The sequence below is a fragment of the Paenibacillus sp. NPDC056722 genome, from assembly GCF_042790635.1.
Classification (GTDB): Bacteria; Bacillota; Bacilli; order Paenibacillales; family Paenibacillaceae; genus Paenibacillus_AQ; species Paenibacillus_AQ agri.
This window is the reverse complement of the sequence record NZ_JBHTYV010000012.1, coordinates 133,230-158,923: the sequence shown is the minus strand read 5'-3', so window position 1 is coordinate 158,923 and position 25,694 is coordinate 133,230. Positions and strand designations below refer to the sequence as shown.

General features: G+C 50.8%; 26 protein-coding genes. 19 read left to right on the top strand and 7 right to left on the bottom strand.

The features are described 5' to 3' along the window. Positions 1–397: 397 nt before the first annotated feature. The 4 genes from ACFRAM_RS23405 to ACFRAM_RS23390 all read left to right on the top strand — a co-directional run bounded on the left by ACFRAM_RS23405 (position 398) and on the right by ACFRAM_RS23390 (position 4,385). Positions 398–1,795: an ATP-binding protein gene (locus tag ACFRAM_RS23405; protein ID WP_379468595.1), complete on the top strand. Its 1,398-nt coding sequence runs from the start codon at positions 398–400 to the stop codon at positions 1,793–1,795. Positions 1,796–1,913: 118 nt separating this feature from the next. Further along, positions 1,914–3,188, top strand: coding sequence for an MFS transporter (locus ACFRAM_RS23400; RefSeq protein WP_379468591.1), 1,275 nt, complete (start codon positions 1,914–1,916; stop codon positions 3,186–3,188). 46 nt (positions 3,189–3,234) lie between these two features. Then, complete coding sequence (locus tag ACFRAM_RS23395; protein WP_379468589.1) at positions 3,235–3,900, top strand: oxidoreductase; 666 nt, start codon at positions 3,235–3,237, stop codon at positions 3,898–3,900. 104 nt (positions 3,901–4,004) lie between these two features. Next, on the top strand, positions 4,005–4,385 hold the full coding sequence (locus ACFRAM_RS23390; RefSeq protein ID WP_175372241.1) for a RidA family protein: 381 nt from the start codon (positions 4,005–4,007) through the stop codon (positions 4,383–4,385). Positions 4,386–4,578: 193 nt separating this feature from the next. On the opposite strand, the gene ACFRAM_RS23385 is transcribed toward ACFRAM_RS23390, so the two are convergent. After that, positions 4,579–5,214: a hypothetical protein gene (locus tag ACFRAM_RS23385; protein WP_379468586.1), complete on the bottom strand. Its 636-nt coding sequence runs from the start codon at positions 5,212–5,214 to the stop codon at positions 4,579–4,581. Between the two features lie 249 nt (positions 5,215–5,463). Here ACFRAM_RS23385 and ACFRAM_RS23380 point away from each other — a divergent pair, with 249 nt between their 5' ends. Next, on the top strand, positions 5,464–8,544 hold the full coding sequence (locus ACFRAM_RS23380; RefSeq protein ID WP_379468584.1) for a DEAD/DEAH box helicase: 3,081 nt from the start codon (positions 5,464–5,466) through the stop codon (positions 8,542–8,544). A 27-nt stretch (positions 8,545–8,571) separates the two neighbouring features. Then, a complete protein-coding gene (locus tag ACFRAM_RS23375) occupies positions 8,572–9,291 on the top strand; it encodes a hypothetical protein (RefSeq protein ID WP_379468583.1) in 720 nt (239 codons plus the stop codon). A 680-nt stretch (positions 9,292–9,971) separates the two neighbouring features. Here the strand turns inward: ACFRAM_RS23375 and ACFRAM_RS23370 are convergent. Together ACFRAM_RS23370 and ACFRAM_RS23365 are read right to left on the bottom strand one after the other, a co-directional pair. After that, entirely contained in the window at positions 9,972–10,673 is a 702-nt protein-coding gene (locus tag ACFRAM_RS23370) for a GTP pyrophosphokinase (RefSeq protein ID WP_379468609.1), read from the bottom strand. 229 nt (positions 10,674–10,902) lie between these two features. After that, positions 10,903–11,280 carry a hypothetical protein gene (locus ACFRAM_RS23365; RefSeq protein ID WP_379468582.1) on the bottom strand — a complete coding sequence of 126 codons (378 nt, stop codon included), beginning with the start codon at positions 11,278–11,280 and terminating at the stop codon, positions 10,903–10,905. Positions 11,281–11,417: 137 nt separating this feature from the next. Between ACFRAM_RS23365 and ACFRAM_RS23360 the strand changes: the two genes are divergently transcribed. The 4 genes from ACFRAM_RS23360 to ACFRAM_RS23345 are packed head-to-tail and all read left to right on the top strand — an operon-like array spanning position 11,418 to position 14,032. Next, positions 11,418–12,200: a zinc ribbon domain-containing protein gene (locus ACFRAM_RS23360; protein WP_379468580.1), complete on the top strand. Its 783-nt coding sequence runs from the start codon at positions 11,418–11,420 to the stop codon at positions 12,198–12,200. 29 nt (positions 12,201–12,229) lie between these two features. Then, positions 12,230–13,030 carry a TrmB family transcriptional regulator gene (locus ACFRAM_RS23355; RefSeq protein ID WP_379468578.1) on the top strand — a complete coding sequence of 267 codons (801 nt, stop codon included), beginning with the start codon at positions 12,230–12,232 and terminating at the stop codon, positions 13,028–13,030. Positions 13,031–13,079: 49 nt separating this feature from the next. Beyond that, the gene (locus ACFRAM_RS23350) at positions 13,080–13,391 is read left to right on the top strand and encodes a hypothetical protein (RefSeq protein ID WP_379468576.1); all 312 of its coding nucleotides are present in this window, start codon (positions 13,080–13,082) and stop codon (positions 13,389–13,391) included. A 47-nt stretch (positions 13,392–13,438) separates the two neighbouring features. Continuing rightward, positions 13,439–14,032 (top strand): xanthine phosphoribosyltransferase, encoded by a 594-nt coding sequence (locus ACFRAM_RS23345; protein ID WP_175372233.1) that lies wholly within the window; start codon positions 13,439–13,441, stop codon positions 14,030–14,032. Positions 14,033–14,205: 173 nt separating this feature from the next. On the opposite strand, the gene ACFRAM_RS23340 is transcribed toward ACFRAM_RS23345, so the two are convergent. The 3 genes from ACFRAM_RS23340 to ACFRAM_RS23330 form a co-directional block, all read right to left on the bottom strand. Continuing rightward, on the bottom strand, positions 14,206–15,144 hold the full coding sequence (locus tag ACFRAM_RS23340) for a diacylglycerol/lipid kinase family protein (protein ID WP_379468573.1): 939 nt from the start codon (positions 15,142–15,144) through the stop codon (positions 14,206–14,208). Between the two features lie 97 nt (positions 15,145–15,241). Further along, positions 15,242–15,580: a DUF4870 domain-containing protein gene (locus ACFRAM_RS23335; RefSeq protein WP_379468571.1), complete on the bottom strand. Its 339-nt coding sequence runs from the start codon at positions 15,578–15,580 to the stop codon at positions 15,242–15,244. A 62-nt stretch (positions 15,581–15,642) separates the two neighbouring features. After that, on the bottom strand, positions 15,643–16,662 hold the full coding sequence (locus tag ACFRAM_RS23330) for a serine hydrolase domain-containing protein (protein ID WP_379468569.1): 1,020 nt from the start codon (positions 16,660–16,662) through the stop codon (positions 15,643–15,645). A gap of 463 nt (positions 16,663–17,125) precedes the next feature. On the opposite strand from ACFRAM_RS23330, the gene ACFRAM_RS23325 reads away from it, so the two are divergent. The 7 genes from ACFRAM_RS23325 to ACFRAM_RS23295 all read left to right on the top strand — a co-directional run bounded on the left by ACFRAM_RS23325 (position 17,126) and on the right by ACFRAM_RS23295 (position 23,268). Next, complete coding sequence (locus ACFRAM_RS23325) at positions 17,126–17,314, top strand: hypothetical protein (protein ID WP_042123803.1); 189 nt, start codon at positions 17,126–17,128, stop codon at positions 17,312–17,314. A 459-nt stretch (positions 17,315–17,773) separates the two neighbouring features. Further along, positions 17,774–18,823 carry a cytochrome c oxidase subunit II gene (gene coxB, locus ACFRAM_RS23320; protein WP_379468567.1) on the top strand — a complete coding sequence of 350 codons (1,050 nt, stop codon included), beginning with the start codon at positions 17,774–17,776 and terminating at the stop codon, positions 18,821–18,823. A 128-nt stretch (positions 18,824–18,951) separates the two neighbouring features. Beyond that, positions 18,952–20,790: a cytochrome c oxidase subunit I gene (ctaD, locus tag ACFRAM_RS23315; protein WP_175372271.1), complete on the top strand. Its 1,839-nt coding sequence runs from the start codon at positions 18,952–18,954 to the stop codon at positions 20,788–20,790. A 7-nt stretch (positions 20,791–20,797) separates the two neighbouring features. Continuing rightward, positions 20,798–21,424: a cytochrome (ubi)quinol oxidase subunit III gene (locus ACFRAM_RS23310; protein ID WP_175372230.1), complete on the top strand. Its 627-nt coding sequence runs from the start codon at positions 20,798–20,800 to the stop codon at positions 21,422–21,424. A gap of 3 nt (positions 21,425–21,427) precedes the next feature. Next, entirely contained in the window at positions 21,428–21,751 is a 324-nt protein-coding gene (locus ACFRAM_RS23305; RefSeq protein WP_175372229.1) for a cytochrome C oxidase subunit IV family protein, read from the top strand. A gap of 109 nt (positions 21,752–21,860) precedes the next feature. Further along, entirely contained in the window at positions 21,861–22,769 is a 909-nt protein-coding gene (gene ctaG / locus ACFRAM_RS23300; protein ID WP_379468564.1) for a cytochrome c oxidase assembly factor CtaG, read from the top strand. 34 nt (positions 22,770–22,803) lie between these two features. After that, a complete protein-coding gene (locus ACFRAM_RS23295) occupies positions 22,804–23,268 on the top strand; it encodes a DUF420 domain-containing protein (RefSeq protein WP_379468562.1) in 465 nt (154 codons plus the stop codon). Positions 23,269–23,402: 134 nt separating this feature from the next. Here ACFRAM_RS23295 and ACFRAM_RS23290 read toward each other — a convergent pair whose 3' ends face one another. Next, entirely contained in the window at positions 23,403–24,014 is a 612-nt protein-coding gene (locus ACFRAM_RS23290; RefSeq protein ID WP_246317119.1) for an HD-GYP domain-containing protein, read from the bottom strand. Positions 24,015–24,506: 492 nt separating this feature from the next. On the opposite strand from ACFRAM_RS23290, the gene ACFRAM_RS28775 reads away from it, so the two are divergent. Together ACFRAM_RS28775 and ACFRAM_RS23280 are read left to right on the top strand one after the other, a co-directional pair. Then, a complete protein-coding gene (locus ACFRAM_RS28775; protein WP_483875013.1) occupies positions 24,507–25,235 on the top strand; it encodes an ABC-2 transporter permease in 729 nt (242 codons plus the stop codon). Positions 25,236–25,295: 60 nt separating this feature from the next. Then, positions 25,296–25,691, top strand: a complete 396-nt coding sequence (locus ACFRAM_RS23280; protein ID WP_379468558.1) for a GntR family transcriptional regulator — start codon at positions 25,296–25,298, stop codon at positions 25,689–25,691. Positions 25,692–25,694 lie beyond the last annotated feature (3 nt).

Below are 25,694 nucleotides of genomic sequence, written 5' to 3'. Positions count from 1 at the left end.
ATATATGTAGTATATCAAATTTTAGAAAATATTGAAAGCTATTTTAAAGATTATTATGTGACAAAAGATGACCTCTTTCTCCAAGGGTGAAGAAACAAGTTAGGATTCATGCTGTCAAATGAGGGGTAATAAGCCGTTGATGACATGTCTATATATGAAGGAAGCTGCGGAAGAAGAATAAAGAATCCGGGGACGTTCGTTCCGGGATTGATAGGCAACAATAGCATGGGAGAAGAGCGCAAATCGCATCTGGTTTGCGCTCTTCTGCTGCCGCTGAGAAGGGTTGCTTAATTACATACCGGAGGTTGTAGAAATAGCGCCTGTTATTCAATGAATCAGGTGGATTAATATGCTAGTATTACTGGTAGTTGCTAATATTTAGGCCAGGAGTGATGCTATGGAATATTTAAAAATATTTTTCGTGAACACGGCTGTGTTGATCACCATTGCCTATCTGGCCAATTTATTATACAAGCATCTCATCACGTATGCGCCAAAACGCGTGAAGCAGGTAAGCTGGGTATTGCTGGCGATTTTCGCCGGATGGATCAGCTCTTTTTTTGGATATAGACTGGATGATCATGTCATCTTTGATTTAAGGTTCGTGCCCATCATTATAACGACAATTGCTTTTCCGCAGCCCTTTCCCCTCATATTGATCGGATTTGGAACGGGGCTGACCCGGCTGACCTTCGGATGGAACGAAGCTGCGCTGGCGGGAATGCTCAATTTATCGATTCTTGGTTTCCTCTGCGCCGGGCTCAGCTTCTGGATTACCCGTTCGAATGCTTCCATAATAAAAAAAGGCTTCATCGTCATTCTGGCGGTCAATGTCATGAACGCACTGAATATCACCATATTTGGTGTAATCCCTGCAACAGAGTACATAACGGAAATTATGCCGATCACATTTCCTTCTGGATTGCTTCTCAGTATTTTATTTGCCCTCATCATCTGGGACTTCCAAATGGAGCTTTCGCGTAATGAGCAGATACGGCGTGCCAACGAGCTATTGTCCGCTCAAACAGAGGAACTGCACAAGAATGAAATCGTGCTGGAGGAAAGAGCGAAGCAATTGATGCTGGCCTCGCAATACAAGTCGGAGTTTCTGGCCAATATGTCACATGAACTGAGAACCCCTCTGAACAGTATAATCAATCTCTCGCAATTAATAGAAGAAAATGATAATTCCACTACCGGGGAAGAGATTGCTGAGTACGGCGGCATTATCCATCGTTCGGGCGAAGAACTGCTGATGCTCATCAATGATATCCTTGACTTGTCCAAGGTGGAGGCAGGCCGGCTGGATATTATCAAGGAACAGGTGAATGTAAGCGAGATTCCGGAGCTATTGTCTCTTCAGTTCAGTGTGATCGCGAAGCAAAAGGAGCTGGAATTTGTGGTCAGTGTAAGTGAAAATCTCGCGCCGACCATCATCTCAGATCCACAGCGGCTGCAGCAAATCTTGCGGAATCTGCTGTCCAATGCGTTTAAATTTACACAGATGGGCAGCGTAATGCTGAGCATCCGAGCGGAACAGCGTTGGGAAGACGGGCAGGATCTGAACTGGATGGTATTTGAAGTCAGGGACAGTGGCATCGGGATTGCCGAAGAGAAGCGAATGATCATTTTCGAAGCCTTCCGGCAGGCGGACGGGACGATTAGCCGCAAATACGGCGGAACAGGGCTGGGGTTGTCCATTAGTCATGATCTTGCCAGACTGCTCGGCGGCTTCATCACTGTTCAAAGCGAGGAGGGGAAGGGCAGTATCTTTTCACTGTATCTGCCTATTTAGGACAAGAGGAATTTCGGGAAAGGGGCTCCAATTTTATTTGTGATTTCGCCATATTGACAGGAGATTGATGCGGAGTAGAATGAAGCCAAAGCCGCATCAAAGGAGTGTTATCGTCCCCATGAGCATCATGAGAAACAGGCAACCGGTTCATCGTCCCAAGCGTATTCGCAAAGCCTCTGTACAGCGCAAGAATTTGCAGATAGCCACATTTGAGGGGATTCCTGCGACGATCTTCCAGGTCCTGCTTCAAGGGCAGTTTCTTACGGGCTTTCTGTTATATTTAGGAGCTACCTCCAGCCAAATCGGTTTTGTACTGGCGTTGACGACGCTGGTCAATATCGGCCAGATCGGTGTTGCGTTCTTGATTCAGAAGCTGCCCAGCCGCAAGTGGGCTATGGTCACTTTTGTTGCCCTTCACCGGATACTGTGGAGTTCTACCGGCCTGGTGCCGTTTATCTTCCCAAAAGAATACTGGGTAATAGCTTTTATAGCGTTATATACAACCGCTTTCATTGCAAATACAGCAGGCTCCGTGTTATGGAGCTCTGTTATCAGTGATCTGGTTCCGCCGAAGGTGCGCGGCCGTTATTTCGGAATCCGTAATACTTTTCTGAACGCTCTGGGCAGTCTGGTGATGTACGGCGGCGGCATCGTTCTCGACCGTTATCCCGGGGGCCATGGTTTTCTCATTTTGTACATTGTGGTATGGATTTTCTCAACGGCTAACATTATTGTTTACCTGTTCTACCCGGATGTACCGTTTGAGAAGTCTGAAGAAAACAAGTTTCTGCCGATGCTCAAGAAACCGCTTCACGATACACTGTTCATGAAGTCTACATTGTTCCTTGCTGGCTGGCTTTTGCTGCAAAACCTTGTTGTTCCACTGTATTCTTATGTGATGCTGCAACTGCTGAATATCAATTATCAAACTATGTCGTTGCTCAACGTATCACAGACGGTGTTCATGATGGCCAGCTTCTATGTCTGGGGGAACTTGAATGCGAAATATAGCAACAAACGATTGTTGCTTTGGACGCTTCCCATTATTGCTGTTTCCTCGCTGATCTGGGGTCTGCTCTCGGTGCTGCCGATGCTGGTGGTGCTGTTCGCCGCCCATATTGTCTTCGGGGTGGGAGTTGGTGGCTTCAATCAGCTGGCCTTCAACTTTATTATTGGCGATACACCTAAAAAAGAGCGGCCGATGTATATGGCTGTGTATGCAGCACTTACAGGGATTTCCTCGTTTTTTGGTCCGCTGATCGGCGGTAAAATCTATGAATGGATTGAGGATTGGCCGCGCTGGACACAGGTGTTCGGAACGCAGTTAGTCGTCGGATTACTGATGATCGTGCTGGCTGCAACGCTCGGGCGGAAAATTCTTAAAGATGCGTAAAGGTGATATGAGTTATGATGATTTTTTTGAAAAAGGAGGCTCTGCAATGTCACGAATAGCGATGGTGCTGGGAGCCACCGGTTTGGTAGGGAAGGCAGTGACCCAGGAGCTATTGCGCCGGGGAGCCTGGGATGAAATCAGGGTGCTGGTCAGGCGTCCCATCGGGATCAAGCATCCTTTACTCAAGCAGACCATAGTGGACTGGGAGCAGCTGTCCCGGTACAGAGAGCAGTTCCAGGGAGTGCAGGTCATGTTCTGCTGTCTTGGAACGACGATCAAAACCGCAGGCTCACAAAGCAGCTTCGAACGGGTCGATCTTGGATATCCATTGGAGGCTGCTGCTATAGCAAAGGAAGAGGGAGTGAGGCAGCTGCTGGCGGTCTCCTCGATAGGGGCCGACGCGAAGTCCCGCAATTTCTACAGCCGAACCAAGGGACGTGCTGAAGAGGGACTAATCGCGGCCGGCTTCCATGGTCTGCATCTGTTCCGCCCTTCCCTGTTGCTGGGACAGCGTAAGGAATTCAGGCTTGGGGAGCGGGTGGCGGCTCGCCTGATGACAGCGCTGGATTTTGCCATGGTTGGTAAAGCGGCCAAATACAAGGCCATCCCGGGAGAGACGGTAGCCCGGGCTATGGTGAATATTTCGCTGGCTGGTACCGCTGGTGTACATATCTATCCTAATGATGTGATACATGTAATCGGAAAGGGCTAAGACAGGCGGCTTCACGTCTTACGCAGATTGATGTTTGCATTAGATAGAGATCAGGACGTACAATGGGACCATAAATAATCCATGGATATGGGAGGAACACAATTATGAGTAAGAAACAAGTAGCAACATCCAAAGCGCCTGGTGCAATCGGGCCATACAGCCAAGCTATCGCTACGGGGAGTTGGGTACACACTTCCGGTCAACTCGGTTTGAATCCAGAGACGGGAGAACTGGCGGAAGGCGTACAGGAACAAACCCGTCAAGCTCTGAACAACGTCAAGGCTATTTTGGAAGAGGCAGGCGCTTCACTGGATCATGTAATTAAGACTACAGTGTTCCTTAAGGATATGAATGATTTTGTAGCGGTGAACGAAGTGTACAGCACGTTCTTCACAGAGCCTTACCCGGCACGCAGCGCGATTGAAGTAGCGCGTCTGCCGAAAGATGGGCTGGTTGAGATTGAAGCGATTGCCCGCAAGAAATAAACCGCACAAAAATTCCAGCAGTATAGGACAAGCTATCCTGCACCGCTGGGAGTCGACATGAAATGCAATAGAGAGTACACAAGTCAGGGAGTCGCGGCAGGAATGCTGCGACTCCTTTTTGCTGTTGTCCAGTTGTGGCCTGAATAAGCATCGGGCTTCAGCCTTCAGCTTGGGTTTCTGCTGATAGGGAATCCTATTGCTCCCAGGTGTGGCTGTGCTTTTTGTCAATAAGGGTGACCGAAAATCCTCTCAGCTGTCCGCTTTCCATGCTTGTAGTTCCTGTTGCAGGAAGCTGAAATTCAGCAGTGTAGCTACCGCTATCATGGGGCTTCAGCTCAAGGGAAGAGAGGGGAATGGAGGCCCCGGCTAGCGGGTGTCCTTCGAGCTCAGGCAATTGAAGGACTACTTTTGCCACGACTCCGTTGACACTGTAATTGCGCACAGGCAGCTGACATTGACCGTTGTAAGTTGCCCCCTCAAGCTTGTATGTACATATTATTTTTTCGGGTTTTAGTTCAAGTGCGTACACACCTGAAGCGAACATGCGCTGGTAGCTACTGACCAACCATTGAGGCACATTGGTTAGTAATATTATGAATACTATGAACAGGAGCAGCCGATGACGTGACAGAGACATGTTGAAAAAGGCAATTGAGGCTAGAAGCAAAATTAGTGATACTATACCGGAATAGTGCAGGCCGGTCCGGGTTGCTGGTGAGCTGTATAGCGGAATCCCGAAGGTATTCATCAGGATATCCAACCAGGAATCCGTCCCGGGGTAGCGGATGCTAAGCACAATAAGTGCACCGAGTAAGATCAAACCCGTCATGAATTGTCGTCGATTAAGGATTAATGGGACTTGCGATTTGATCCGTGCCACCTCCTGTTAAATAATCTCAATTATAGCATACGGACGGAATTGTCTCCGGTTGCAGAGGGGATTGCATGAAAATCTGCAGAAAAAAAGCAGAAAGGTTTTTAAATCGGCGCTTTTTCGTATATGATGATGAGATGAAGTCTTTTACTTCAAGGATATTTGATCCTTTATATATTTGAATTATTTATTAGGAGATCATCAATGAATAAGCATCTGTATGCAATATGGTTAGGAGACGTTTTATTTTGCTTCTCCGGCGAGACATCTGAGCCGAAGGTAGATGCGTGGACCCGGGTGGTCAAGCGTCTGGAGCTGCAGGGAGGACTGCGTCCTTTTGTGAGCGCAGCGCTGCGCTTGGCGGAAGTGAAATATCCAGTCTTGCCTGTGGAAGGGAAGCCGGCGCGCCGTGCGCTGCCGGGCCGTACCTTTGAAGGGCTGGCCTTGGCGCCCAAAGATGCTTTTGAATTGCTGCTCGCGTGGGACGCGGAGCAATGTCTAAGCCAGGGCGTGGAGCCAGGAGGCGAGCTGCGCTACTGGGCAGCCGCGGCCCGTTTCGCCCTGGAGCTGATGGGCACGGGCGGGTTTGTTCCCGGCGCCCAGCCGCTGCGTCCGGTAGGCTCACGCCGCCGGGGCGGCGAGCAGGCAGCTGCGGCCTGCTGGTCGCCAGTTTTTCGCAAACCGGAGGACAGGGAGTACTTTCTTCAGCTGGCAGCCTCAATGCCGGTATTGGCATTAGGAACGCACACAGCTGAAGCCAGCGAGGTCACGTCCCGCGAAGATGCGGGGGCGTATGTGCTGTATTCTTTCTTGCAGGCGATCATGACAGCCGAGATCAAGCGGGTTATCGCCGGGATGGAAGGGGAGCTGTCCCCCTTCAAAGCTAATTATCGGCGCGGCACCTCGCCACTGACGGAGCTGTGGTGGGACAGTCTACTGACCGGCAGCCGTGACATTCCGGTACAGGGGACCCAGGCCGAGGTTGATGAATTGCTGGCTGGTGTGAATGAAACCGCGGGAAGCGGAGTTCCGCATACCGCGGCCGAAGAGGAGCAGAGCGGGCAGCTTGGACTGGGTCTGCGACTGGAGCCACCGGTAGAAGACGCAGAAGTCTGGCGATTGTCTTTTTGGGCAGAGAATCGGGAAGAGGGAGAGTTCTGGCTTCCCGCTCAAGCTATCTGGGGCAGTAGAGAACAGGAATTTACGCTGTGGGGCAGGCGCTACCGCAACATCCAGCAGCAGTTTCTGACGGCGCTCGGAAGTGCGGGCAAGATATCGCCTGACATCCAGGCGGGGCTTAATCATCCCGCCCCTGAAGGCGTAGATTTAGAGCCGCATCGTCTGCATTTCTTCCTGAAGGAGACCGTGCAGCAGCTGACCGCCCGGGGAATAACGGTGCAGATGCCTTCACGCTGGAGCCGTGAGGGGCGCCGGCGTGTAGGTATGAAGATGAAGATGCAGCCTCCTGGAGGATTAGACGGTCCGCCAGCAGTTGCCCTCGGCATGGAGGAGCTGATCTCCTTCCGCATTGAGGCTTCGTTAGGAGATACCTCTATCACTGAAGAGGAATTGCAGGCACTGGTAGAGGCAGGGGTTCCTTTTGTCCGTTTTCGGGGTGAGTGGGTCGAGGTGGATCCGAAGGAGATTCGCCAGGTTCTAAGATATATGAAGCGTCATGAGAGTGGTGAGATGACTGCTGCGGACTGGATGAGGCTGGAAGCGGAAGATGGCGAAGATAGGCTTTGGAAAGGCATGTCCGTTACGGGCATGGAAACTTCCGGTCTGCTGGCTTCGATCATGCACGGCGATGTGCTGCGGGGTGAAAGCCATCCCGTCCCGCATGTCCTTCAGGGCACGCTACGGCCTTATCAGGAGCGGGGCTATCAATGGCTGGCTGCTTTGGGCAATCTCGGCTTTGGGGTCTGTCTGGCCGACGATATGGGTCTTGGGAAGACGGTGCAGGTGATTACCTGCCTACTGGATCGCGCACTTACAGCTCCTGAGGGGGAAAAGAAGGGGCCGGTGCTGATTCTGTGCCCGACCTCGCTCCTCGGCAACTGGCAGCGTGAGCTGCAGCGGTTTGCACCTTCGCTATCGCTGCACATCCATCACGGCAGTCGCCGGGTCCGCGGCGAGGGCTTTCTGGATCTGGCGGACAGCCACGACATTGTGCTGACGACGTATCACCTGGCAGGCCGGGACAGTGAGGATCTTGCAAGCGTGCAGTGGTCAACGGTTGTGCTTGATGAAGCGCAGTATATCAAGAACCACCGTACCAAGCAGGCGCAGAGCGTGATGAAGCTCTCCGCACCACATCGGATCGCGATGACGGGGACACCGGTAGAGAATAGACTTGGCGAGCTGTGGTCTATTTTCCACTTTTTAAATCCCGGCTATCTCGGCACCTATCATTCCTTCCGCCAGCGTTATGTATCCGGCGAAGGTGGAGAGCGGCTGCGCGAGCTGCATCGTTTGGTATCGCCCTTTCTACTAAGACGGCTTAAGAGCGACCCGGACATTTCCAAAGATCTTCCGGAGAAGCTGGAGCTCAAATCGTATTGTCCGCTTACGGATACCCAGGCAGCGCTCTATCAAGGGGTTGTGGATGAAATGCTTGGGGTGATCGGCGAACGCTCCGGCATGGCCCGGCGTGGTCTCGTACTGTCCTCCCTTACGAAGCTGAAGCAGATCTGCAATCATCCTCAGCTGTTCCGTCGGGATGAAGGCCGGGGTCTACGAAGTGAGCAATCCGGCAAAATGGAGGTCATGTTCGAGGTACTGGACAGTATTGCGGAGCTGGGCGAATCAGCGCTGATCTTTACTCAGTATGTTGCGATGGGCGAATTGCTGGTCAGCAGGTTATCGCGTCGTTACGGAAGAGCGCCGTTGTTCCTGCATGGCGGGATTTCGAAACGCGAGCGTGACGAGATGGTACATGATTTCCAGAATGGAGACCAGCCGACATTCTTCGTGCTTTCCTTGAAGGCCGGCGGGGTTGGGCTCAATCTGACGCGGGCGAACCATGTGGTGCATTATGATCGCTGGTGGAACCCGGCCGTGGAAAACCAGGCGACAGACCGGGCCTTCCGCATTGGCCAGCACAAAAATGTGCAGGTTCACAAGCTAATCTGTCAGGGGACGCTTGAAGAACGGATTGACGAACTGATTGAACGCAAAAAAAGCCTTTCCGAGCAGGTGGTTGGTTCTGGCGAAACATGGCTGACTGAGATGTCCAATCATGAATTGAAGGAGCTTATTGAGCTGCAGGGTCAGGACTGGATGTAGAACGGGAAGGGGAACAGGAGGGATCACATGAGTGAGTTATCAGAGCCAAAGCTGAAGTTGGAAGTCTCCCCCGGCAAAATAAATGCAGTATGGGACGTTGATGACAGGGTCAGTCTGGAGGTTCCACTCTGGGCGGCGGATGCCAAGAGAGGTATCATACGTATGCTGGCGGACCAGGCCGGTGAAGTGTATGGGCTGCTTCAGGGGCGTATAGCCGATGCGATTCTTGAAACCTATCTTTTGCCGTCTGCGGCTGAATTGGAGGGAGGGAGCTATAGCCTCCTCCATGAAGGCAAGAAGACCGAACTGCTTAAGCTGCTGAAGAACCAGTTGGCTCATGATCCATGGCTGGCTTTTGCGCTGCGGGGGATGACCCAGGTGGAGCTGCTAAACGGAGTATTTGCGCTTTGGGCAGAGGAGAAGGGGCAGGAAGCTGTCGAGGACGAACCGGTAAAGCCTAGTGATTTGGCATCCGAGCTGGCCCGGCTCGAGCGGAAAGGACCGCCGATCACCTCTGGAGAGTGGCTGGCCGAGGCGGCGGCCGAGGGCTCCCTGCATCAGCCAGGTACGTTATTCCATGAAATCGCAGAACGTGCTCTCCCCTCCGCACCGGTGACTGCGGATACGAAGGAAGAGTGGGAACGGCTTCTGCCCCAGACTCCGAAAGCCCGCGAGGGACTGCATCTGGTCATGCGGCGGGTGTCCGAAGCTGCTGTTAAGCGGGCGCAAAACATTCGCAAGGCTTGATATCGAGTTGTGGAATAACGCGGGAGATTTTGTGATGTGTAGTGCTGTAAAGTAGAGGGAAGTACGATGAAGTATAACGAGTACAGCAAAGGTTTTGCCTGTGTGGAACAGGTGAGGTAGGGGTTTAACGGGAATTTCTCACGTTAATTTGCTGAATTGGCGAGTTATCCGCTAATTATCAGGAAAAACTCCTGTTAATATTGTCATTGGGCCGGATAGTGGGGGATATTAAGCGAATTAGCTGGAGAATTTCCAGTTAAATGAAGGGTGATTGAGTTTTAGCTCTGAATAACTGGAGATAATCCTGTTATTTTTAATGGATAGGGTGCAGGTAATAAGCAGGAAGTAGAAAGTAAGCAGTGAGTGATAAGCAGTGAGTGATAAGTAGAGAGAAGTAAGTGGTAAACAGTGAGAAGTACGTGCTAAGTAGTGCAGTGGCGATAAGTAGTGACGGATTATTAGTGATAATTGGTAAGAAGTAAGCAATGAGTATAAACCAAAAGAACCCTCACCCCGCTACTCAAGCTCGGGAACGAAGGTTCTTTTTAGATAGCGCAGAAGTTGTTCAATCAATACTGTATAGGAAGCAGCCTATTGAGCCATTGAATTAATTCTTCACATCGGTTTGAAATTCTGTTCAACTACTCTGTGTATGTTAGTCTGCTCAAACAGAGCAGTTCTTAAGTATTACGCAGGCCGCTACTGCTCCCGCTGCTGTCTCCTTCGGTTAGTTCCAGGATCTCTCTGCGCAGGCGGAGCATTTTTTGATCGAGTTCATCTGCGGCGCGGGCGGCTTCTTTGAGTTCGTCCGCAACATGTGTCGGAAGCTGTTTATCGAATTTATAATACAGGATGTGTTCCATGCTTGCCCAAAAATCCATAGCAAGGGTACGAAGCTGAATTTCTGCCTTCACCCAGCGTGTCCCTTCGAGCAGGATCAGCGGGATAGCGACGATAACATGCAGGCTCTGATAGCCGTTCGGCTTAGGATGGGCGATATAGTCCTTGATCTCCAGAACGCGCATATCCTCACGCCTGCTTAAATGATCCACTAAACGGTAGATATCTTTGACAAATGCACAAACAATTCGCATACCGGCAATATCATGAATATAGTTCTCCATATTCTCAAGGCAAAGATCGTATCCCTTGCGCTCCATCTTTTGGATGATACTCTTAGGTTCCTTGATCCGGGATTTGACATGCTCGATCGGACTAAAGCCGTCCCGAACCTGCCATTCTGTTCTGATGATATCAATTTTATTCTGAAGCTCATTAAGAGCATGACGGTAAAGGGCCGGTAATGCCTTGAATTCCTCAATCTGTCTGGCAAAATCCTCATTGGCCTTCCATTGCTGAAGATCCTTTACGTGTACCTGCAACTGACTCAGCGTAAGCTGACGGCTTTCTTGTTCGTCTTCCACTGCTTCTCTCCCGATTTCGTTATGTGTGACTGACTCTATTTTAACCGATCTATATCCCCGGAAGCAAAAAAACGAACCCCGGAGGATTCCCCTCCGGTGTCCGGTCAGCGGCTGTTCAAGGATTCTTCACAAACATTCCGGGCTAAATTACGTATTACTGTTCATACAACCGCTGCATCATGAGTATCTATTTGTTCAGGGGTGTGCCCCCGCCATAACCTTTGTCTTGATAAGCGGTGTTCTCCAGCTTAGTTAGAACATTAAGGGACTTAATCATTTGTCTGGTGTCGTTGCTGCCATGTTCGTACAAATATTGGTATAAGGCAATGGTCTGATCGTCAAACTCCTCGGCGGCGTCATCGTGATCGGCGGATTTAAACGGAACAAAGGCACGGCGGAACGTATAATCATCGTCGTTCTCCAGATTAGTTAACAGATCCTGCAGGATTGTAAGCTCCTCATCATTCAGGTGCACTTCAAACTCATTGGACTCGTTGCGGATATTCTGTATTACACCATGGGCTGCAGAGACAAAATAACGTTTTTTCTGGTCATTGGCCGGCATCGTGAATCCCTCCGTTTTCCGTTATATTGCCCTAGGGTTCATTTTTTACTATTATACACAGAACGGTAAATAATGAATCTGTGCGGTACATTTGGTATGATAGAAGCACGTTTCACTGTGGAGAAGGAGGAGCATCGATGAACTTATTGCAGCGTATCAAGGACGGTGCCAGCCGGGTTACCGAAAAAGCACAAGGTTCTGTGGAAATCGGTAAGCTGAATAGCCAGATTTCAGATATCGAGCGTGAGATGGAAGTTGAATTTATGAAAATGGGCCGGCTTTTCTATGAAGGATATCGTTTGAGAGATATGTCAGAGGCCGAAGGGAAAATGGTGGAGCTGTCGCGTGTCTGTTCAAGACACCAGGAGAGAATTGACGTATTGCGTTCCCGCATAGCTGAGCTGAAAAATGAACGGCTGTGTGCCTGTGGCCAGGTTGTGGCCCTGGACGCCAATTTTTGCCCGCACTGCGGACGCAAGCAGGAAGAACCGGCTTTTACGTATAAGGCGCCTGCCCCGCCAGAGCCGGTGTACACCGTGCATGAGGAAGAGGATGAGCATCAATACTATGGTGCTGAGGACCTGACCGATGAGGAGCGGGAGATCGCGCTGAAGATGAGTCCGGCTGGCGTGTATCCCGAAGCAGGGCTTGCAGAGGATGAACTTCCACTCGAAGAGAATGATGAGAGCAACCCGGATGTTGACAAGGAACGTCGTCATGCCGATGAATTGGAACGTGAACGGTTGCGGCAGCTTGAATTGGATCGGCGCATCCGTGATTGGAAATCGGGAGAACAACAAGATCCGGCAGCGACTAGCGAGGAGCATGGTGTGCGGGATATGGTGAAATGCCAGATCTGCCGCACAGATCTTCCAAAAGGCTCCATGTGGTGCCCGCGCTGCGGTTCGGAGCAAATCTAGTTTTACAGTCAGCTTAGGGGGACATAAGAATGGAACAGTTGCTGCTGCATCTGCGCAATCTGGGCTTCACAGAGATGGAGTCCAAAATTATGGTGGAGCTGGCGACCAAAGGTCAAGCTTCGGGCTATGAAGTAGCCAAACAGCTCGGAGTATCGAGATCTAACGTATATGCTGCGTTGCAGCGCCTGACACAACAAGGATATGTGCGATGCGGGGAAGGAGAGCCTGCACGGTATAGTGTGCTTAATCCGGAGGAACTGTCGACGATGATCTCCGGGCGGATTCAGACCTCCCTCGCTTATATGGAGAATGAAATGCCGCGCGGCGGACCGGTAACCCCGTCATTTTACAATGTTGAGGGAGACCGCAACGTGCTTGGCGCACTGATACATCAGCTGAATCTGGCCGAGCAGGAGATCGTGGTTGACGTATGGCGGGAGGAAGCAACACTGCTGCGCAGCGAGCTGGAACAAGCTGAGCTGCGGGGAGTTAGGCTCCTGTGGGCGTTTGACGGCGACAATGCCGTTGCAGCTCCACCAGCCTGGACGCCGCTGGGCGGAAAGCCGCCGCGCAGTGATGGCCGCAAATTCTCGTTTGTGATCGATCGGAGCTGGTGCATGCTTGGTATGCGTTACAGTGACGGTACGGCACAGGCTGTCGTCACTGAACATCCGGTGATGGTGGAACTGCTGTTGAATCATTTTACACAAGAAATGGTACTTTTCGAGCTGGAGCAGGATATGGGCGCCGAACTTGAACAGCGGTACGGTGATCGCTATAGCAGCATCTATAGCAAATATGTAATGCACAGCGAGAATGGGCAAGAATAAGGCTGAGCCTTTCAGCCCGAAACGAAATTATTTCAGGGAGGTGAAATGTATGGAATGCATCGTTCATTTTGAAGTTGTGCATCCGGAAGGTCCAAAGCCACTGCGCGGACTGTTATTTTTGGATGAAGGTGCCACTCCGGGTGAGGCTGAGCTGATTGGCATGTTCAAGGACATGAAATTCGAGGTGCGGCTGGCGGACCGGGAGAAGCTGATTTTCAAACCGGTGAATGCAGGGGCTAACTATTCGGAGATCCGGATTACGGGATATGACACGGGTAATGCCAAGGATCAGCATAAGGAAGACCATGATTTGAAATCCATTGTAGGCAACCTTTTGCCTCAGAAGCCGACCGGGCTGTAGCCTGTGAGGAGGTAAGGGTCCATTTTGTGGGAGAAGGAGGAGTACATATGGAGTTGTTGAGGCGAAAAGTAATCGATGAAGGCATCGTTCTCGGCCAAGGTGTGCTCAAGGTAGATTCTTTCTTGAATCACCAGATGGACCCGGTTCTGATGCGGGAGATCGGGCGCGAGTTTACCCGCCGCTTTAACGGGGAAGAGATCACGAAAGTGCTGACCATCGAGTCCTCTGGTATTGCGCCAGGCATCATGACGGCTTTGGAGCTGGATGTGCCGCTGATTTTTGCCCGCAAGCAGAAGTCATTGACACTGACAGAGGATATCTATGTGGAGAAGGTATACTCTTTTACGAAAAAAGAGACCAATGAAATCACCGTCTCCAAGAAATTCATCGCTCCAGGAGAGCGGGTTCTGATCGTCGATGATTTTCTGGCGAACGGCGAAGCCGCCTTCGGGCTGGCGAGGATTGTGGAACAGGCCGGAGGCAGCGTGGCCGGGATTGGTATTGTGATTGAAAAATCCTTCCAGCCGGGTCACCGGCTGCTGCAGGAAGCGGGCTATCGTGTGGAATCGCTCGTGCGAATCGCTTCGCTGACGGAAGGGCAGATTGCATTTGTGGAAGACGATGAGGTGCTGCCGGGTTAGACGGCAGCACCTCGGAGTAACAAGCCGGAAACCCGGGCAGCTGCCCATGGTTTCCGGCTTGTTTCGCTGCGGCTACTCTGCGCCGCAGCACAAGAAAGGCCAGCACGCGTGGTAGAGCGCGTGCTGGCCTTATTGGTCGTGCCGTCCTATCCGGCACGACGGGAATCCCCTGCCTAGCCGCTGGCTTGGCAGGATCTCTGCGCCGCGGCTGTGCCCTGCGGCGACAGCACGCGCAGCGCGCCAGGCACGCAGCGCACGGCGAGCGGCGCGAGGCCGAGGCTCTCGCCGTCGCCGATGGCCTGCCGGGGCTGCTCGAAGGTCACAGCTACGCTGCGTCCTCGCAGCATGGTGACGAAGGGCAGAGACACGTGCCTGCCCTTCAGCACCGTAGGGAACAGCCGCAGGAGCTGTCCGCGGCTGCACCCGTGTACAACGCAGACGTCGAGCTGGCCGTCCCCGGCCTCCGCCTGCGGGCAGATCTGTAGCCCGCCGCCATAGCCCGGCAGGTTGCAGACCGAGACGAGCCAGGCCGTCTCGAAGGAATGCTCCTTGCCATCGCAGGCTACGTTGACCCGGCAAGGCTTGAAGGTCAGCAGCGTATGCAGGATGCCGATAATATACGCCAACTGTCCGGCGCCGATGGCGTTGCAAAAACGCTTGTAGCGGCTGGTATTCACATTAACCGCTACTTGGGCGTCAAAGCCGCTAGCGACAGCGGTCAAAGTGAATTCGTCCCTACCGGAGAGCAGGTCGCTGTCCAGCCAGCGACCACCGGTGGCTGTCGCCAGTGCCGTCTCCGGATCCAGAGGGATGCCGAACCCGCGGGCTGTATCATTGCCGGAGCCGGCCGGAATTACCGCAAGCCGGATTCCGGTCTGATGAAGAGCGCCGAGCACGCTGTGAATCGTGCCGTCGCCTCCGACAACGACAGCAGCTTCCCAATGCTCCCGCCGGGCCAAGGCCTCCAGCACGGCACGTTCCGCGCTTGCAGCATCCTTAGTGAACAGGGTCTCGTAAGAAATGAGCCGCTGCTTCAGCAGCTTCTCTACGATCCGCCATGTTCGCTGCCCTGTGCCTCCCCCGGAACGTGGATTTATGATAAATAAGTACATTTCTTTTCCCCCAGCTTCAAAGATCCAGTGTAATCTATTCTCCATTGTAAGGAGTGGAAGAGTGAAAGGGAATCTTTTTTACGCAAGAGGTCGGAGATTAAATGTGGCGAAGCTGTTGTTCCGCGAAAGTTCCCGCCCAGGGCAGCCGATACCATCGGCCACCCAGCGCGTGATAAACCATCAGGAGCCAGATCGCCAGGCCGCAAAGGGAGAGAATGGCGGCAATGAGCGGACCAATAAGCGGCAGCAGGCCGCTAATTACATGTCCGACCATCAGCGCGCCGAAGGCGATCAGCGATTGCAAGGCATGGAAAAGCACAAAGCGGCTTTTTTTCTCCAGAGCCAGAAAGACGATGCCGCCTGCAAAAGGGAAGAAATAGCATAGCGCACCCGCGATATTGTCGGGCAGGCCTGTAGATGATCTGAAAGGGGACAAAGGGATCACACTCCTTCTCCCCATCATTCTATGAGGGCGGTGGACAAAGTATGTGATCCTCATCAGCCCATAGCAGGGATCAGATATTGCTCCACTAGTCTCCGTGGATTCTTCCACTGCCTGACTTTAGTCTCTGCGGTGAAGATCACAGCAGCATCCAAACTTGGCAGCAGTAGAATCTGCTGTCCGCCATGGCCGTGCGCAAGCTTAAAGGGTTGTCCGCTCATCGTCCCGTTCCAGAACTGGTACCCATAGTCGCCGAAGGAGGGATAGCCGGATGTCTGAGGTTCGAGAGCTTCCTGTAACCATGCCTGCGGGACAATCTCTTCGCCCACCCAGAGACCGCCGCTCAGGAGGCAGATGGCTGTCTTGGCCATATCCCTGGCGGTCATGAATAAACCGATATGGCCCATGCTATGCCCTTCGGGGCTTGAGTTCCAGGTAACATGAGTAATTCCCAGTGGAGTGAAGAAATGCTGGCGGGTATAGCTGAAGGCATCTAGACCTGTGGACTCCGAGAGCATCATAGAGATCAGATGGGTATCGGTACTGCGATACTGAAAGGTCCCGATACTGCCAGGAAGAATCGGCAGACTTAGGGCAAAGGTTCCCCAGCGTCGGCTATTGTGGAACTTGCGAATGAGTGGCTCCCCCAGCTTCTTTCCCGTGATCCAACTGAAGCCGGCGGTCATGGTCAGCAAATGGCGGAGGGTGAGCTCTTCGAGCTGGGGCGAAGGCTGGGAGGGCATATGACGATGCAGCACTTCGCAGACCGGGGTTTCAACACAAGGGATGTCCCCGCGCTTGATCGCAATCCCTGTTATTAGTGAGACGAAGCTTTTGGTGGCTGAACGCAGATCATTTAGCGACCCAGCTTGATAATCGCCATAATAACGCTCAAAGATGAGCTTTCCTTGGCGTACTAATAGCATACTGTGCATTTTGGGATAGCTCTGCAGGATGGTCTGATGTGCTTGCTCCAACAGGAAGCTGTCAGTGTTTGTGTCTTCAGGGAGCGCTGTTTCGATGAAGGAGACGGGGCTATGGGGTGAATGAAGTAAATTCAATGGATGATTCATCATAGAGGTCCTCTTTTCTTGATCCAGACAGGCATGCTAGCCGAGTTGAAATATGAGTGTATTTTACCCGGAATCCGGAAAGCTCACCCCAATTACATGCCATAAAATAAAAATATTTCCCATAAGCACATTTTACATGGAAAGGTGGAAGTTGCGCCGGAATATGATACAATATAACGATAAGGCCCGAAAGGAGTGATTCAGTAAGTGGCTCTTCGGGTAATTAAAGTGTCGAGGTGCTTTCATTACAGGCATCTCAAGCTCTCAGCCCAAATCACGACGAACCTGCTTCTCCTGCAAGATGATGTATCCACTTCAATAAGTTATTGGAGCAGCGTCAAGCGGATAGTGCGAGCTACGTATGTGTAACGGATACTGACTTGCATTTCGGAGTTACGGCGGACTTTTCATCATGCATTCTCTACAACGGAGCATTCATTTTCAATGTTTTGGGAGGGAACTGATCATGGCAAGTAAAGGTCATAACGAAGTTAAGGAAAGTCTACGGGAAATGACACGTATTTTCCGGCCCAAAGATCCCAAGAAATTCGTAAAGGAGTACGTCCGAAAGTATCGGATCACGGGAGGCTATGAAGAAGAGCTGACCATGGTCGTAGAGCATGAACTGGTAAAGATGAATTCATCCGTCTCCTAATTACAAGAGAGGATCATCACCCAGACGTTCTTACGACAACATTCTGAGTAACTACATCCATGAGGATTCTCATAAACCGTGTCCGGCGGCGTGCCGCTTCAGGAAGCGGTTTTTTTTGCGTTCCAACACTGGTGAAAAGTGGAAGAAAATCCGTTGAAAGCAAGCCCCGCAATGAATACGCGAATTTTTCATTAAACAATCAGAGAATAAATTAGTCAAATGAATTAATAGACACATTTTAAAATGCAATCGCTTTCATTATATAATTGTGTTTGTATACGTTTTCAGAAAACGTTATTAAATTCAGTAATGACAGGCTTTTTGGCCTTCTGAAAAGACTTTGTGAACTAGCTGTGAACGATTGACAAAACCCACCCTTAAACTTATATTAATAGTGATTGTTATAATTGACAGGGAAAATACGGTAAATTATGAAATCGGGAAAAGCGGGGTAGATCTATGATGAAAACGTGGCAAGCTGTAAGGCGACTCCTTCCCATGATCGCAGTTTTTGGACTCATTCTTCTTACCGGTTGCGGACGCGCGGACTTGTCGGCACTCAGGCCGCAGGGACCGGCGGCAGAAACCTCGTACGGACTCATGAAACTGTCGATTACCATTATGGTTATCGTGCTGCTGATTGTCTTCTCCATCGCGGCATTTGTGATGATCCGGTTCCGCAGAAAGCCGGGACAGAGCGAGATTCCTGAACAGGTGGAGGGCAGCATCAAGCTGGAGATTCTATGGACCGTGATTCCGCTGATTTTAGTAGTTGTTCTGGCGGTTCCAACGGTAAAAGCGGTGTTTGCTGCTGGTAATGATCATTGGAATGACAAAAATGCAATTAAAGTAAAGGTAACAGGTCACCAATACTGGTGGGAGTTTGAGTACCCTGATTACGGCATAACTACGGCGCAGGATCTGGTGATTCCTAAGGGAAAGGATATCGCCTTTGAATTGAAGACTGCCGATGTAATACACTCCTTCTGGGTGCCATCGCTCTCTGGTAAGCTGGATACGAACCCGGCGGGTACCATTAACCGCTTCAGCTTCAGTGCGCCAAATGAAGGCGTTTACCGAGGCAAGTGCGCGGAGCTGTGCGGACCTTCTCACGGCCTGATGGAATTTAAGGTCAAGTCCGTCAGTGAAGAAGCATTTCAGAAATGGATCGACGGTATGAAGAAACCGGCAGCGGTGCTTCCTGAAGATCCGGCCCTGGCCAAGACCTTCAAGGACCAATGTCTGAAATGCCATGCGGTAGGTGATCAGGGGATATCCGTTGGACCGAACCTGACGGGGATTGGCTCACGGGAAGCTATAGCCGGGATCTTGATCAATGATGATTCAGGAGTAGAGGGTGCTTCTGTTGAGGAGAACTTGAAGACCTGGCTGCATGATCCTAAGAGCGTGAAGCCGAACAATCTGATGCCAAGCCCCAAGGATTTGGGACTGACCGATGAAGAGATTGACGGCATTGCCCATTATCTGGCTAATTACAAATTGAACTAGTCCTTTCAACCATTAAACCAAGCAGCAATTTTGAAAAGGGGGTACGAATCTTGGCTCAAGCAGCTCCTGTCCTGAACCATTCCAAGCCGTTGAAGCATGGTCATACCGTCAAACGGCACACCGGACTGATGGATTGGATCACCACCGTCGATCACAAGAAAATTGCAATTCTGTATTTATGGGCCGGAGGTTTGTTTTTTGGCATTGGCGGTCTGGAAGCGATCCTGATCCGAATTCAGCTCATCAAGCCGATGAATACCTTTCTAAACGCTCAGCTCTTCAATGAGTTGATTACGATGCACGGAACCACGATGATCTTCCTTGGCGTTATGCCGATTATCTTCGCCCTAATGAATGCGGTCATTCCGCTCCAGATCGGGGCACGCGACGTTGCTTTTCCTTTTCTTAATGCGCTTGGCTTTTGGACCTTCCTGTTCGGCGGCCTGCTGCTCAACCTCAGCTGGGTTATGGGTGGTGCACCTGATGCCGGCTGGACAGCCTACGCGCCATTGTCTACCAGCACTTATAGTACGACACACGGAGTAGACTTTTATACCATCGGCTTGCAGATCGCGGGCTTAGGTACCCTGATTGGGGGCATTAACTTTCTGGCAACCATTATCACAATGCGTGCGCCGGGGATGTCCTACATGCGGATGCCGATGTTCGCCTGGACCACATTTATTACTTCCGCTATTATTCTCTTCGCTTTTCCGGCCATTACGGTGGGCCTGGTACTACTGACCTTTGACCGAATCCTTGGAGCTAACTTTTTCGAGGTTGGTGCCGGGGGTAACCCCGTGCTTTGGCAGCATATCTTCTGGATTTTCGGACATCCCGAAGTGTATATCCTGATCCTGCCTGCGTTCGGGATCATCTCCGAGATTATTCCGACCTTCTCGCGCAAGCGTCTGTTCGGGTACAGCTCGATGGTCTTCGCTACGATCTTGATCGCCTTTCTCGGCTTCATGGTCTGGGCGCATCATATGTTCACAACGGGTCTTGGACCGGTCGCGAACGCGTTGTTCTCGGTTTCGACGATGCTTATTGCCGTACCTACCGGAATCAAAATCTTCAACTGGCTGTTCACGATGTGGGGTGGACAGGTGCGTTTTACCACGCCGAATCTGTTCGCAGCCGGTTTCATTCCAACCTTTACAATGGGCGGTGTCACCGGGGTCATGTTGGCCTCTGCACCAGCAGACTTTCAGTTCCATGACACGTATTTTGTCGTCGCCCACTTTCACTACGTTATCGTAGGCGGCCTGGTGCTTGGTCTATTCGGAGGGCTGCATTACTGGTGGCCGAAGATGTTCGGACGCATGCTGAGCGAGAAACTCGGCAAGTGGACCTTCTGGACCTTCATCCTTGGGTTCCACATGACATTCTTTGTGCAGCATTTCCTTGGACTGATGGGTATGCAGCGCCGTGTCTTCACGTATCTGCCGAACCAGCAGTTTGATCTCCTGAACTTGATTAGTACGATCGGTGCGGGTCTGATGGGCGTGGGAACGATTATCTTCCTGACCAACGTATTCCTGACTTCCAGAAAGCCTGTGGGTGCGTTAGATGATCCTTGGGAAGACGGCCGGACATTGGAGTGGAGTATCCCTTCTCCTCCACCGGAGTATAACTTCAAGCAAACGCCACTAGTGCGCGGTATTGATGCCCTCTGGAAAGAAAAAACAGCCGGAAATAAAGGGATGACGCCTGCGGAGCCAGTCGGTTCCATCCACATGCCTTCCGCTACGGCATTGCCGTTCGTCATGTCCGTGGGAATCTTCATAGCGGGACTTGGGTTTATGTTCAGCAGGGATGATTTCGGCAACGCGTTTATGAGCTTTATTTTCAATAATTACATTGTAACGGCAATCGGGCTTCTCATTACATTTGGGTCGATGGTGCTGCGTTCCGTGTTCGATGATCACGGCTGGCATATTGAACCTGAAGAGCTGGAAGAGGGGTGAGGATGGAATGACAACGGCACACGCAGAAGCAGCTAACGGCACGCTTCCACACGAACCGGAAAAAGCGACCCTGGAGGGACGCAATAAAGTGCTCGCCTTCTGGCTATTTCTGGGCGGGGAAGCGGTGCTCTTCGGCACCCTGTTCGCCACCTTCCTGGCCCTGCGCAATCAGACCAATGAAGGCCCGACGGCTAATGAACTATTTCATCTGCCATTGGTTGCAGCGGCAACCTTCATCCTGCTAGTGAGTAGTCTGACGAGTGTATTCGCCATCCAGGCGATGCACCGGAATCGTCCGGCTGTGCTGCGAAACTGGCTGCTTATTACAGTCGTTCTGGGACTCGGCTTTCTTGGACTGGAAATCTATGAGTTCAGTGAGTATATAAGACATGAAGAATTCGGAATGACTACAAGCGCATTCAGCTCCGCGTTCTACACGCTAGTCGGGTTCCACGGCGCACACGTTGCCTTCGGGATAGTCTGGATCGGAATTCTGATCGCTCAGTTGTCTCGCAAGGGACTGAACGTTATCACTGCGCCGAAGATTTATGTCTCAGCCATGTACTGGCACTTTATCGACGTGGTCTGGGTATTCATCTTCACAGTGGTATACCTGCTTGGAAAGGTGGGCTAGATCATGACGACGGATCAACAAACACCACAAGGCGGAGTTAAGCACCGCTACCGGCATGAAGGACCGCAAAAGCATATTGTCGTATTCATCTTCTCGATTGTGCTGACCTTGATCGCTTTCGCTGCAGTTGCGGCAGGCGGAGTGAATGCATCGTTCGCTGTGATTCTGCTGTTGGTAATGGCTGTACTGCAAGTGTTTGTGCAGATGGGGTACTGGATGCACTTGAAGGATAAAGGGCATATGCTGCCCATCCTGTTCATGATCGGTGGATTTTTTGTAGCAGGTACTTGTATTATCATGTCACTCTACTGGGTATGGTGGGATTAAAGGTGATTTGCGGAAGAGGAGGGCAGTTCATGCCCCCTCTTTTTGGCATTATGGCTGCGTGAACAATCACCTTATACCCGCCTTCCTACCAAGGAGGCATAAATAAAATATGCTGGGATTACAATATTTTAGCTTCGCCGATTTATGGAGCCCGCTATTTTTGGCGGGGATGCTGCTGGTTACAGCGGCCTATTTTGTGTTGATCGGACCGTTGTCGTCACGGTTCTCGGGTGCTGCCCCTGTATCGTTCTTCCGCAGAACACTATTTGTGTGCGGGATGGTGGCGCTGTATTTGGCACAGGGAGGACCGGTTAGCTTACTGGGGCATATCATGTTCTCTTTTCATATGCTGAGTATGGCCTTGTCCTATCTCGTCGCGGTGCCTCTGATTATGTTAGGTATTCCCGACTGGATTTGGCGTGCTGCCCTGAAGGTTAACCCTTTGCGGCGTTTGTCGTTTTTGGCTCATCCGGTAGTGGCGGCGCTGCTGTTTAACGGATTATTCTCGCTGTACCACGTGCCGGTGATTCATGATTATGTTATGCTGCATTTTACGGTTCACCGTCTCTATTATATGATTCTCTTCCTGACAGCTGCTTTGATGTGGTGGACGCTGATTAACCCGTTACCGGAACGTAAGATGGCCTCGGGACTCGGCAAGATCGGCTTTATCTTCCTCAACATGGTATTGCTGACACCGGCTTGCGGACTGATTATTTTTGCTGGCCAACCACTCTACGCCACCTACAGTGATCCTGATGCATGGGCCAAAGCTATGGGCTATTGTGTGTCCGGTGATCCTGCTGCACTCTTGAAGGCATTTGGGGGTCCAACGTTCTTCGGATGGCTGTCGCCAAAGGTGGATCAGCAGGTAGGAGGCATCGCGATGAAGTTCATTCAGGAATTTATTTTCGCCTCTATGCTTGCTTATGTGTTCTATCATTGGTATAAAAAAGAGAACGGGCAAGACGCCAGGGAAGATTCCGGAGACTCTTCCGGTCTGGAAGGTGTCGTTTGATCCGTGATAGCTGGGAATGCCAAGGGGGATAATCATGGATATTTTTACGCTGTTTCCAACGATCAGTACATCGTTCATCGTAATTAGTGCGGTGCTGGTGGCGATTGGCTGGGGACTCATCATTAAGGGCAAACGTGAGGCGCACAAGAACACGATGATTGCTGCCGCTGTCGCTGCTCTGCTGTTCTTTATCGTGTATGTATCAAGAACGCTGTTTGTGGGGAACACCTCATGGGGCGGACCGGACGAACTGAAGACCATTTATCAAGTATTTCTGATCTTCCATATTGTACTGGCCACTGTGGCTGCTGTATTCGGGTTAACTACGCTTACGCTAGGGTTCAAGGCAAAGTATGCCAAGCACCGCAAATGGGGCAGAGTGACCTCTGTAATCTGGTTCATTACCGCCATTACAGGCGTAATGGTGTATGTGCTGTTGTACATGCTGTATCCGGGCGGACATACGAAGCCGGTATGGGAAGTCATTATGGGCGCATAGACGCCAGCGGAACAGGCCTAGTGGATTTGTATGTCTCCTGCCCGGAAGCATGCAGCCACAGGCCTGTTTTTTATCAGGAAAGTGAGGAATATGTATACTCTTTATGAGGCCGCTTTCCTGCTGGGAAGTCTCTGCTATACCGACAACTGCAGATCTGTGAGTAGCAGAAACTGATCTACGATCTGACTGTCAAACTGTGTGCCGGCATGAGCGCGGAGTTCATCCTTGGCCTGCTGGATGGAGGTTCGTTCCCGATAGGGGCGGAAGGATTGCATGGCGTCATAGGCGTCAATGACAGAACAGACCCGAGCAAGAAAGGGGATGTCCTCTCCCTTCAGTCCGTAGGGATAACCCGTGCCATCCCATCGTTCATGGTGATAGCGGATTACGTCGTTTACTTCGCTGTCTATACCTGGGAAATCTTTGGCAAGCTCGGCTCCGAGCAACGGGTGCAGCTTCAAGATATTCCACTGTTCCTCCGTTAAGGGCTCTTGCTGGTCAAGAATCTCCACGGGAATTAGAGACTTGCCGATGTCGTGCAAAAAGCATCCTCGCACCAGAATGTTTTTCTCTTTCTCTATTAGTTTCATGGAGCCTGCCAGTTCCTCTGCCATCATGGCTACTCTAATGGAGTGCCTGTGCGTTTCCGGGTGTTTGTCCCGCAGAAAATTCATCCAAACGCTCACATGGGCCTCTTCCGTTAGAGCAATGTGCACCTTTTTGACTAGTGCGGCTAATTCCCCCAACCTATTCTCCCTCCTCAATCTCTTGGCAAAACCCTCACCTGATCAAGCAGTAAGCGTGCAAACTGTACGAAAATAGAAGAAAGACAGCAGAAAAATGTCGTACAATATGGCTTATGCGACATTTTTAGTGCCAAATATAGGTCTGTTTCGCATTTATGCATACACACAATACTATGTAAGTATTATAGGCCATTTGTATATTACTGTATAGTTATTATAAGAGAATTATTCTATTTTTTGTCTGAATTTGTCGTAATCTATAACATCTCGCAGACAATGCTTTATCAGATAATGAAAGTGCGGACCGGACACGGGGGTGTCTGGTTTTTTTATATGGTCATGGAGATTGGCTGTAAATTATTTTGAATTAAATATTGACGATGGAAAATAAAGGACATATACTGTGTATATAGATATATACAGTAAGCACAGGTAACACAGTGCATAACTCATTGTTTTTCAAATTGAGATGCTAAAGCGAGGTAACTGTTTATGAAGATGTTCAAGCAGTCTTGGTTCATTATTCGGGGTGACTTTCGCGGGTCTAAGTTAAGGATCCTGTTCCCGGTAGCGTTTTCACTTCTTTTTATGGCATATCTGGGCGGGTTAGCAACACTAGTTCTGAATGACTCGTTGGGTGGGAAGGATCGGAATGTCATATCAGATTTCTTGCTACTTTCTATAGTTCCGATACTAGGATTCACATATTCCCGCAGGACCATGAAATATTGGAGCGAGGATTCCTACACCAAGATGCTCATGTATCTGAAGAGTCTCCCTATCCCGATGGAGGTTATTGTGAACAAAAGAAAGATCCAGTCCTTCCTGTCCTTCGGCATGAATGGTATCCTGTTCTTCGGACTTATCTATGCCTTTGGTGAACATGTTCAAGCGAACTTGAACTGGATCGAATATCTTTCCTTCGCCTTCACTTGGATTGGTTATGGTTTGATGATTGCAGGTCTGTACATCTACATTGAGTTCTTGTTCAGTGGAAAAGCCTACGGCTGGCTTACCCTGCTCATCATGGGCCTCTCGCTGGCGACAGCGGCGATCATCAGGATATCAGGTGGGAATGTATTCATCTTTACCATAGAAAGCTCGAAGGAATGGGGCTTGTTATCTCCGGTGATGTGGGGGATGCTGCTGGTGGGTTTAGCCGCCTTACAGGTAATCTCAAAATGGACAATACACCGGCTGAAAAGACGGAACTTCATATGAAGAGTCTAAAATTGCAAGGAAGCATTTCGGCTCGCCGGAATGAAAAGCGGGGTGTAAATCGTGTGGATACCGGTGCAAATTGATGAGAACAGCGCAGAGCCGCTGTATCACCAGATAGAGACACAGCTAAGATCGCTGATTATTAGCGGGGTGATCGCAGAGGGAACATTGCTTCCCTCGATACGTGAATTTGCCGGAGATTTGAAATGTAGTGTCATTACCGTTCGCAGGGTCTATCAGGACTTGGAAAATGAAGGGCTGCTGCGGACGCGGCAGGGTACAGGCACCTTCGTCTCTAATGTCGGGGAAGGTGCGAGAGAGGATTATAAGCGTGATGCTGTGACAAAAGCGCTGGAGACCGCGGTGGATGTTGCGCATTCGGTCCAGTGCACGAGGGAAGAGCTTGTCGAGCTGTTTAAAGAAATCGTGGAGCGCAAATATACAGGTCAGGAATGAAAG

What these genes read in the sequence shown, in the direction of transcription:
- ACFRAM_RS23385 (WP_379468586.1), bottom strand. Translation starts at nt 5,214, where the DNA reads ATGACGGGTTTGATCTTACTCGGTGCACTTATTGTGCTTAGCATCCGC.
- ACFRAM_RS23350 (WP_379468576.1), top strand. Translation starts at nt 13,080, where the DNA reads ATGGAATGCATCGTTCATTTTGAAGTTGTGCATCCGGAAGGTCCAAAG.
- ACFRAM_RS28775 (WP_483875013.1), top strand. Translation starts at nt 24,507, where the DNA reads ATGAAGATGTTCAAGCAGTCTTGGTTCATTATTCGGGGTGACTTTCGC.
- ACFRAM_RS23325 (WP_042123803.1), top strand. Translation starts at nt 17,126, where the DNA reads ATGGCAAGTAAAGGTCATAACGAAGTTAAGGAAAGTCTACGGGAAATG.
- ACFRAM_RS23400 (WP_379468591.1), top strand. Translation starts at nt 1,914, where the DNA reads ATGAGCATCATGAGAAACAGGCAACCGGTTCATCGTCCCAAGCGTATT.
- ACFRAM_RS23355 (WP_379468578.1), top strand. Translation starts at nt 12,230, where the DNA reads ATGGAACAGTTGCTGCTGCATCTGCGCAATCTGGGCTTCACAGAGATG.
- ACFRAM_RS23340 (WP_379468573.1), bottom strand. Translation starts at nt 15,144, where the DNA reads ATGTACTTATTTATCATAAATCCACGTTCCGGGGGAGGCACAGGGCAG.
- ACFRAM_RS23375 (WP_379468583.1), top strand. Translation starts at nt 8,572, where the DNA reads ATGAGTGAGTTATCAGAGCCAAAGCTGAAGTTGGAAGTCTCCCCCGGC.
- ACFRAM_RS23330 (WP_379468569.1), bottom strand. Translation starts at nt 16,662, where the DNA reads ATGATGAATCATCCATTGAATTTACTTCATTCACCCCATAGCCCCGTC.
- ctaD (WP_175372271.1), top strand. Translation starts at nt 18,952, where the DNA reads ATGGATTGGATCACCACCGTCGATCACAAGAAAATTGCAATTCTGTAT.
- ACFRAM_RS23380 (WP_379468584.1), top strand. Translation starts at nt 5,464, where the DNA reads ATGAATAAGCATCTGTATGCAATATGGTTAGGAGACGTTTTATTTTGC.
- ACFRAM_RS23360 (WP_379468580.1), top strand. Translation starts at nt 11,418, where the DNA reads ATGAACTTATTGCAGCGTATCAAGGACGGTGCCAGCCGGGTTACCGAA.
- ACFRAM_RS23390 (WP_175372241.1), top strand. Translation starts at nt 4,005, where the DNA reads ATGAGTAAGAAACAAGTAGCAACATCCAAAGCGCCTGGTGCAATCGGG.
- ACFRAM_RS23395 (WP_379468589.1), top strand. Translation starts at nt 3,235, where the DNA reads ATGTCACGAATAGCGATGGTGCTGGGAGCCACCGGTTTGGTAGGGAAG.
- coxB (WP_379468567.1), top strand. Translation starts at nt 17,774, where the DNA reads ATGATGAAAACGTGGCAAGCTGTAAGGCGACTCCTTCCCATGATCGCA.
- ACFRAM_RS23405 (WP_379468595.1), top strand. Translation starts at nt 398, where the DNA reads ATGGAATATTTAAAAATATTTTTCGTGAACACGGCTGTGTTGATCACC.
- ACFRAM_RS23365 (WP_379468582.1), bottom strand. Translation starts at nt 11,280, where the DNA reads ATGCCGGCCAATGACCAGAAAAAACGTTATTTTGTCTCTGCAGCCCAT.
- ACFRAM_RS23295 (WP_379468562.1), top strand. Translation starts at nt 22,804, where the DNA reads ATGGATATTTTTACGCTGTTTCCAACGATCAGTACATCGTTCATCGTA.
- ACFRAM_RS23305 (WP_175372229.1), top strand. Translation starts at nt 21,428, where the DNA reads ATGACGACGGATCAACAAACACCACAAGGCGGAGTTAAGCACCGCTAC.
- ACFRAM_RS23310 (WP_175372230.1), top strand. Translation starts at nt 20,798, where the DNA reads ATGACAACGGCACACGCAGAAGCAGCTAACGGCACGCTTCCACACGAA.
- ACFRAM_RS23345 (WP_175372233.1), top strand. Translation starts at nt 13,439, where the DNA reads ATGGAGTTGTTGAGGCGAAAAGTAATCGATGAAGGCATCGTTCTCGGC.
- ctaG (WP_379468564.1), top strand. Translation starts at nt 21,861, where the DNA reads ATGCTGGGATTACAATATTTTAGCTTCGCCGATTTATGGAGCCCGCTA.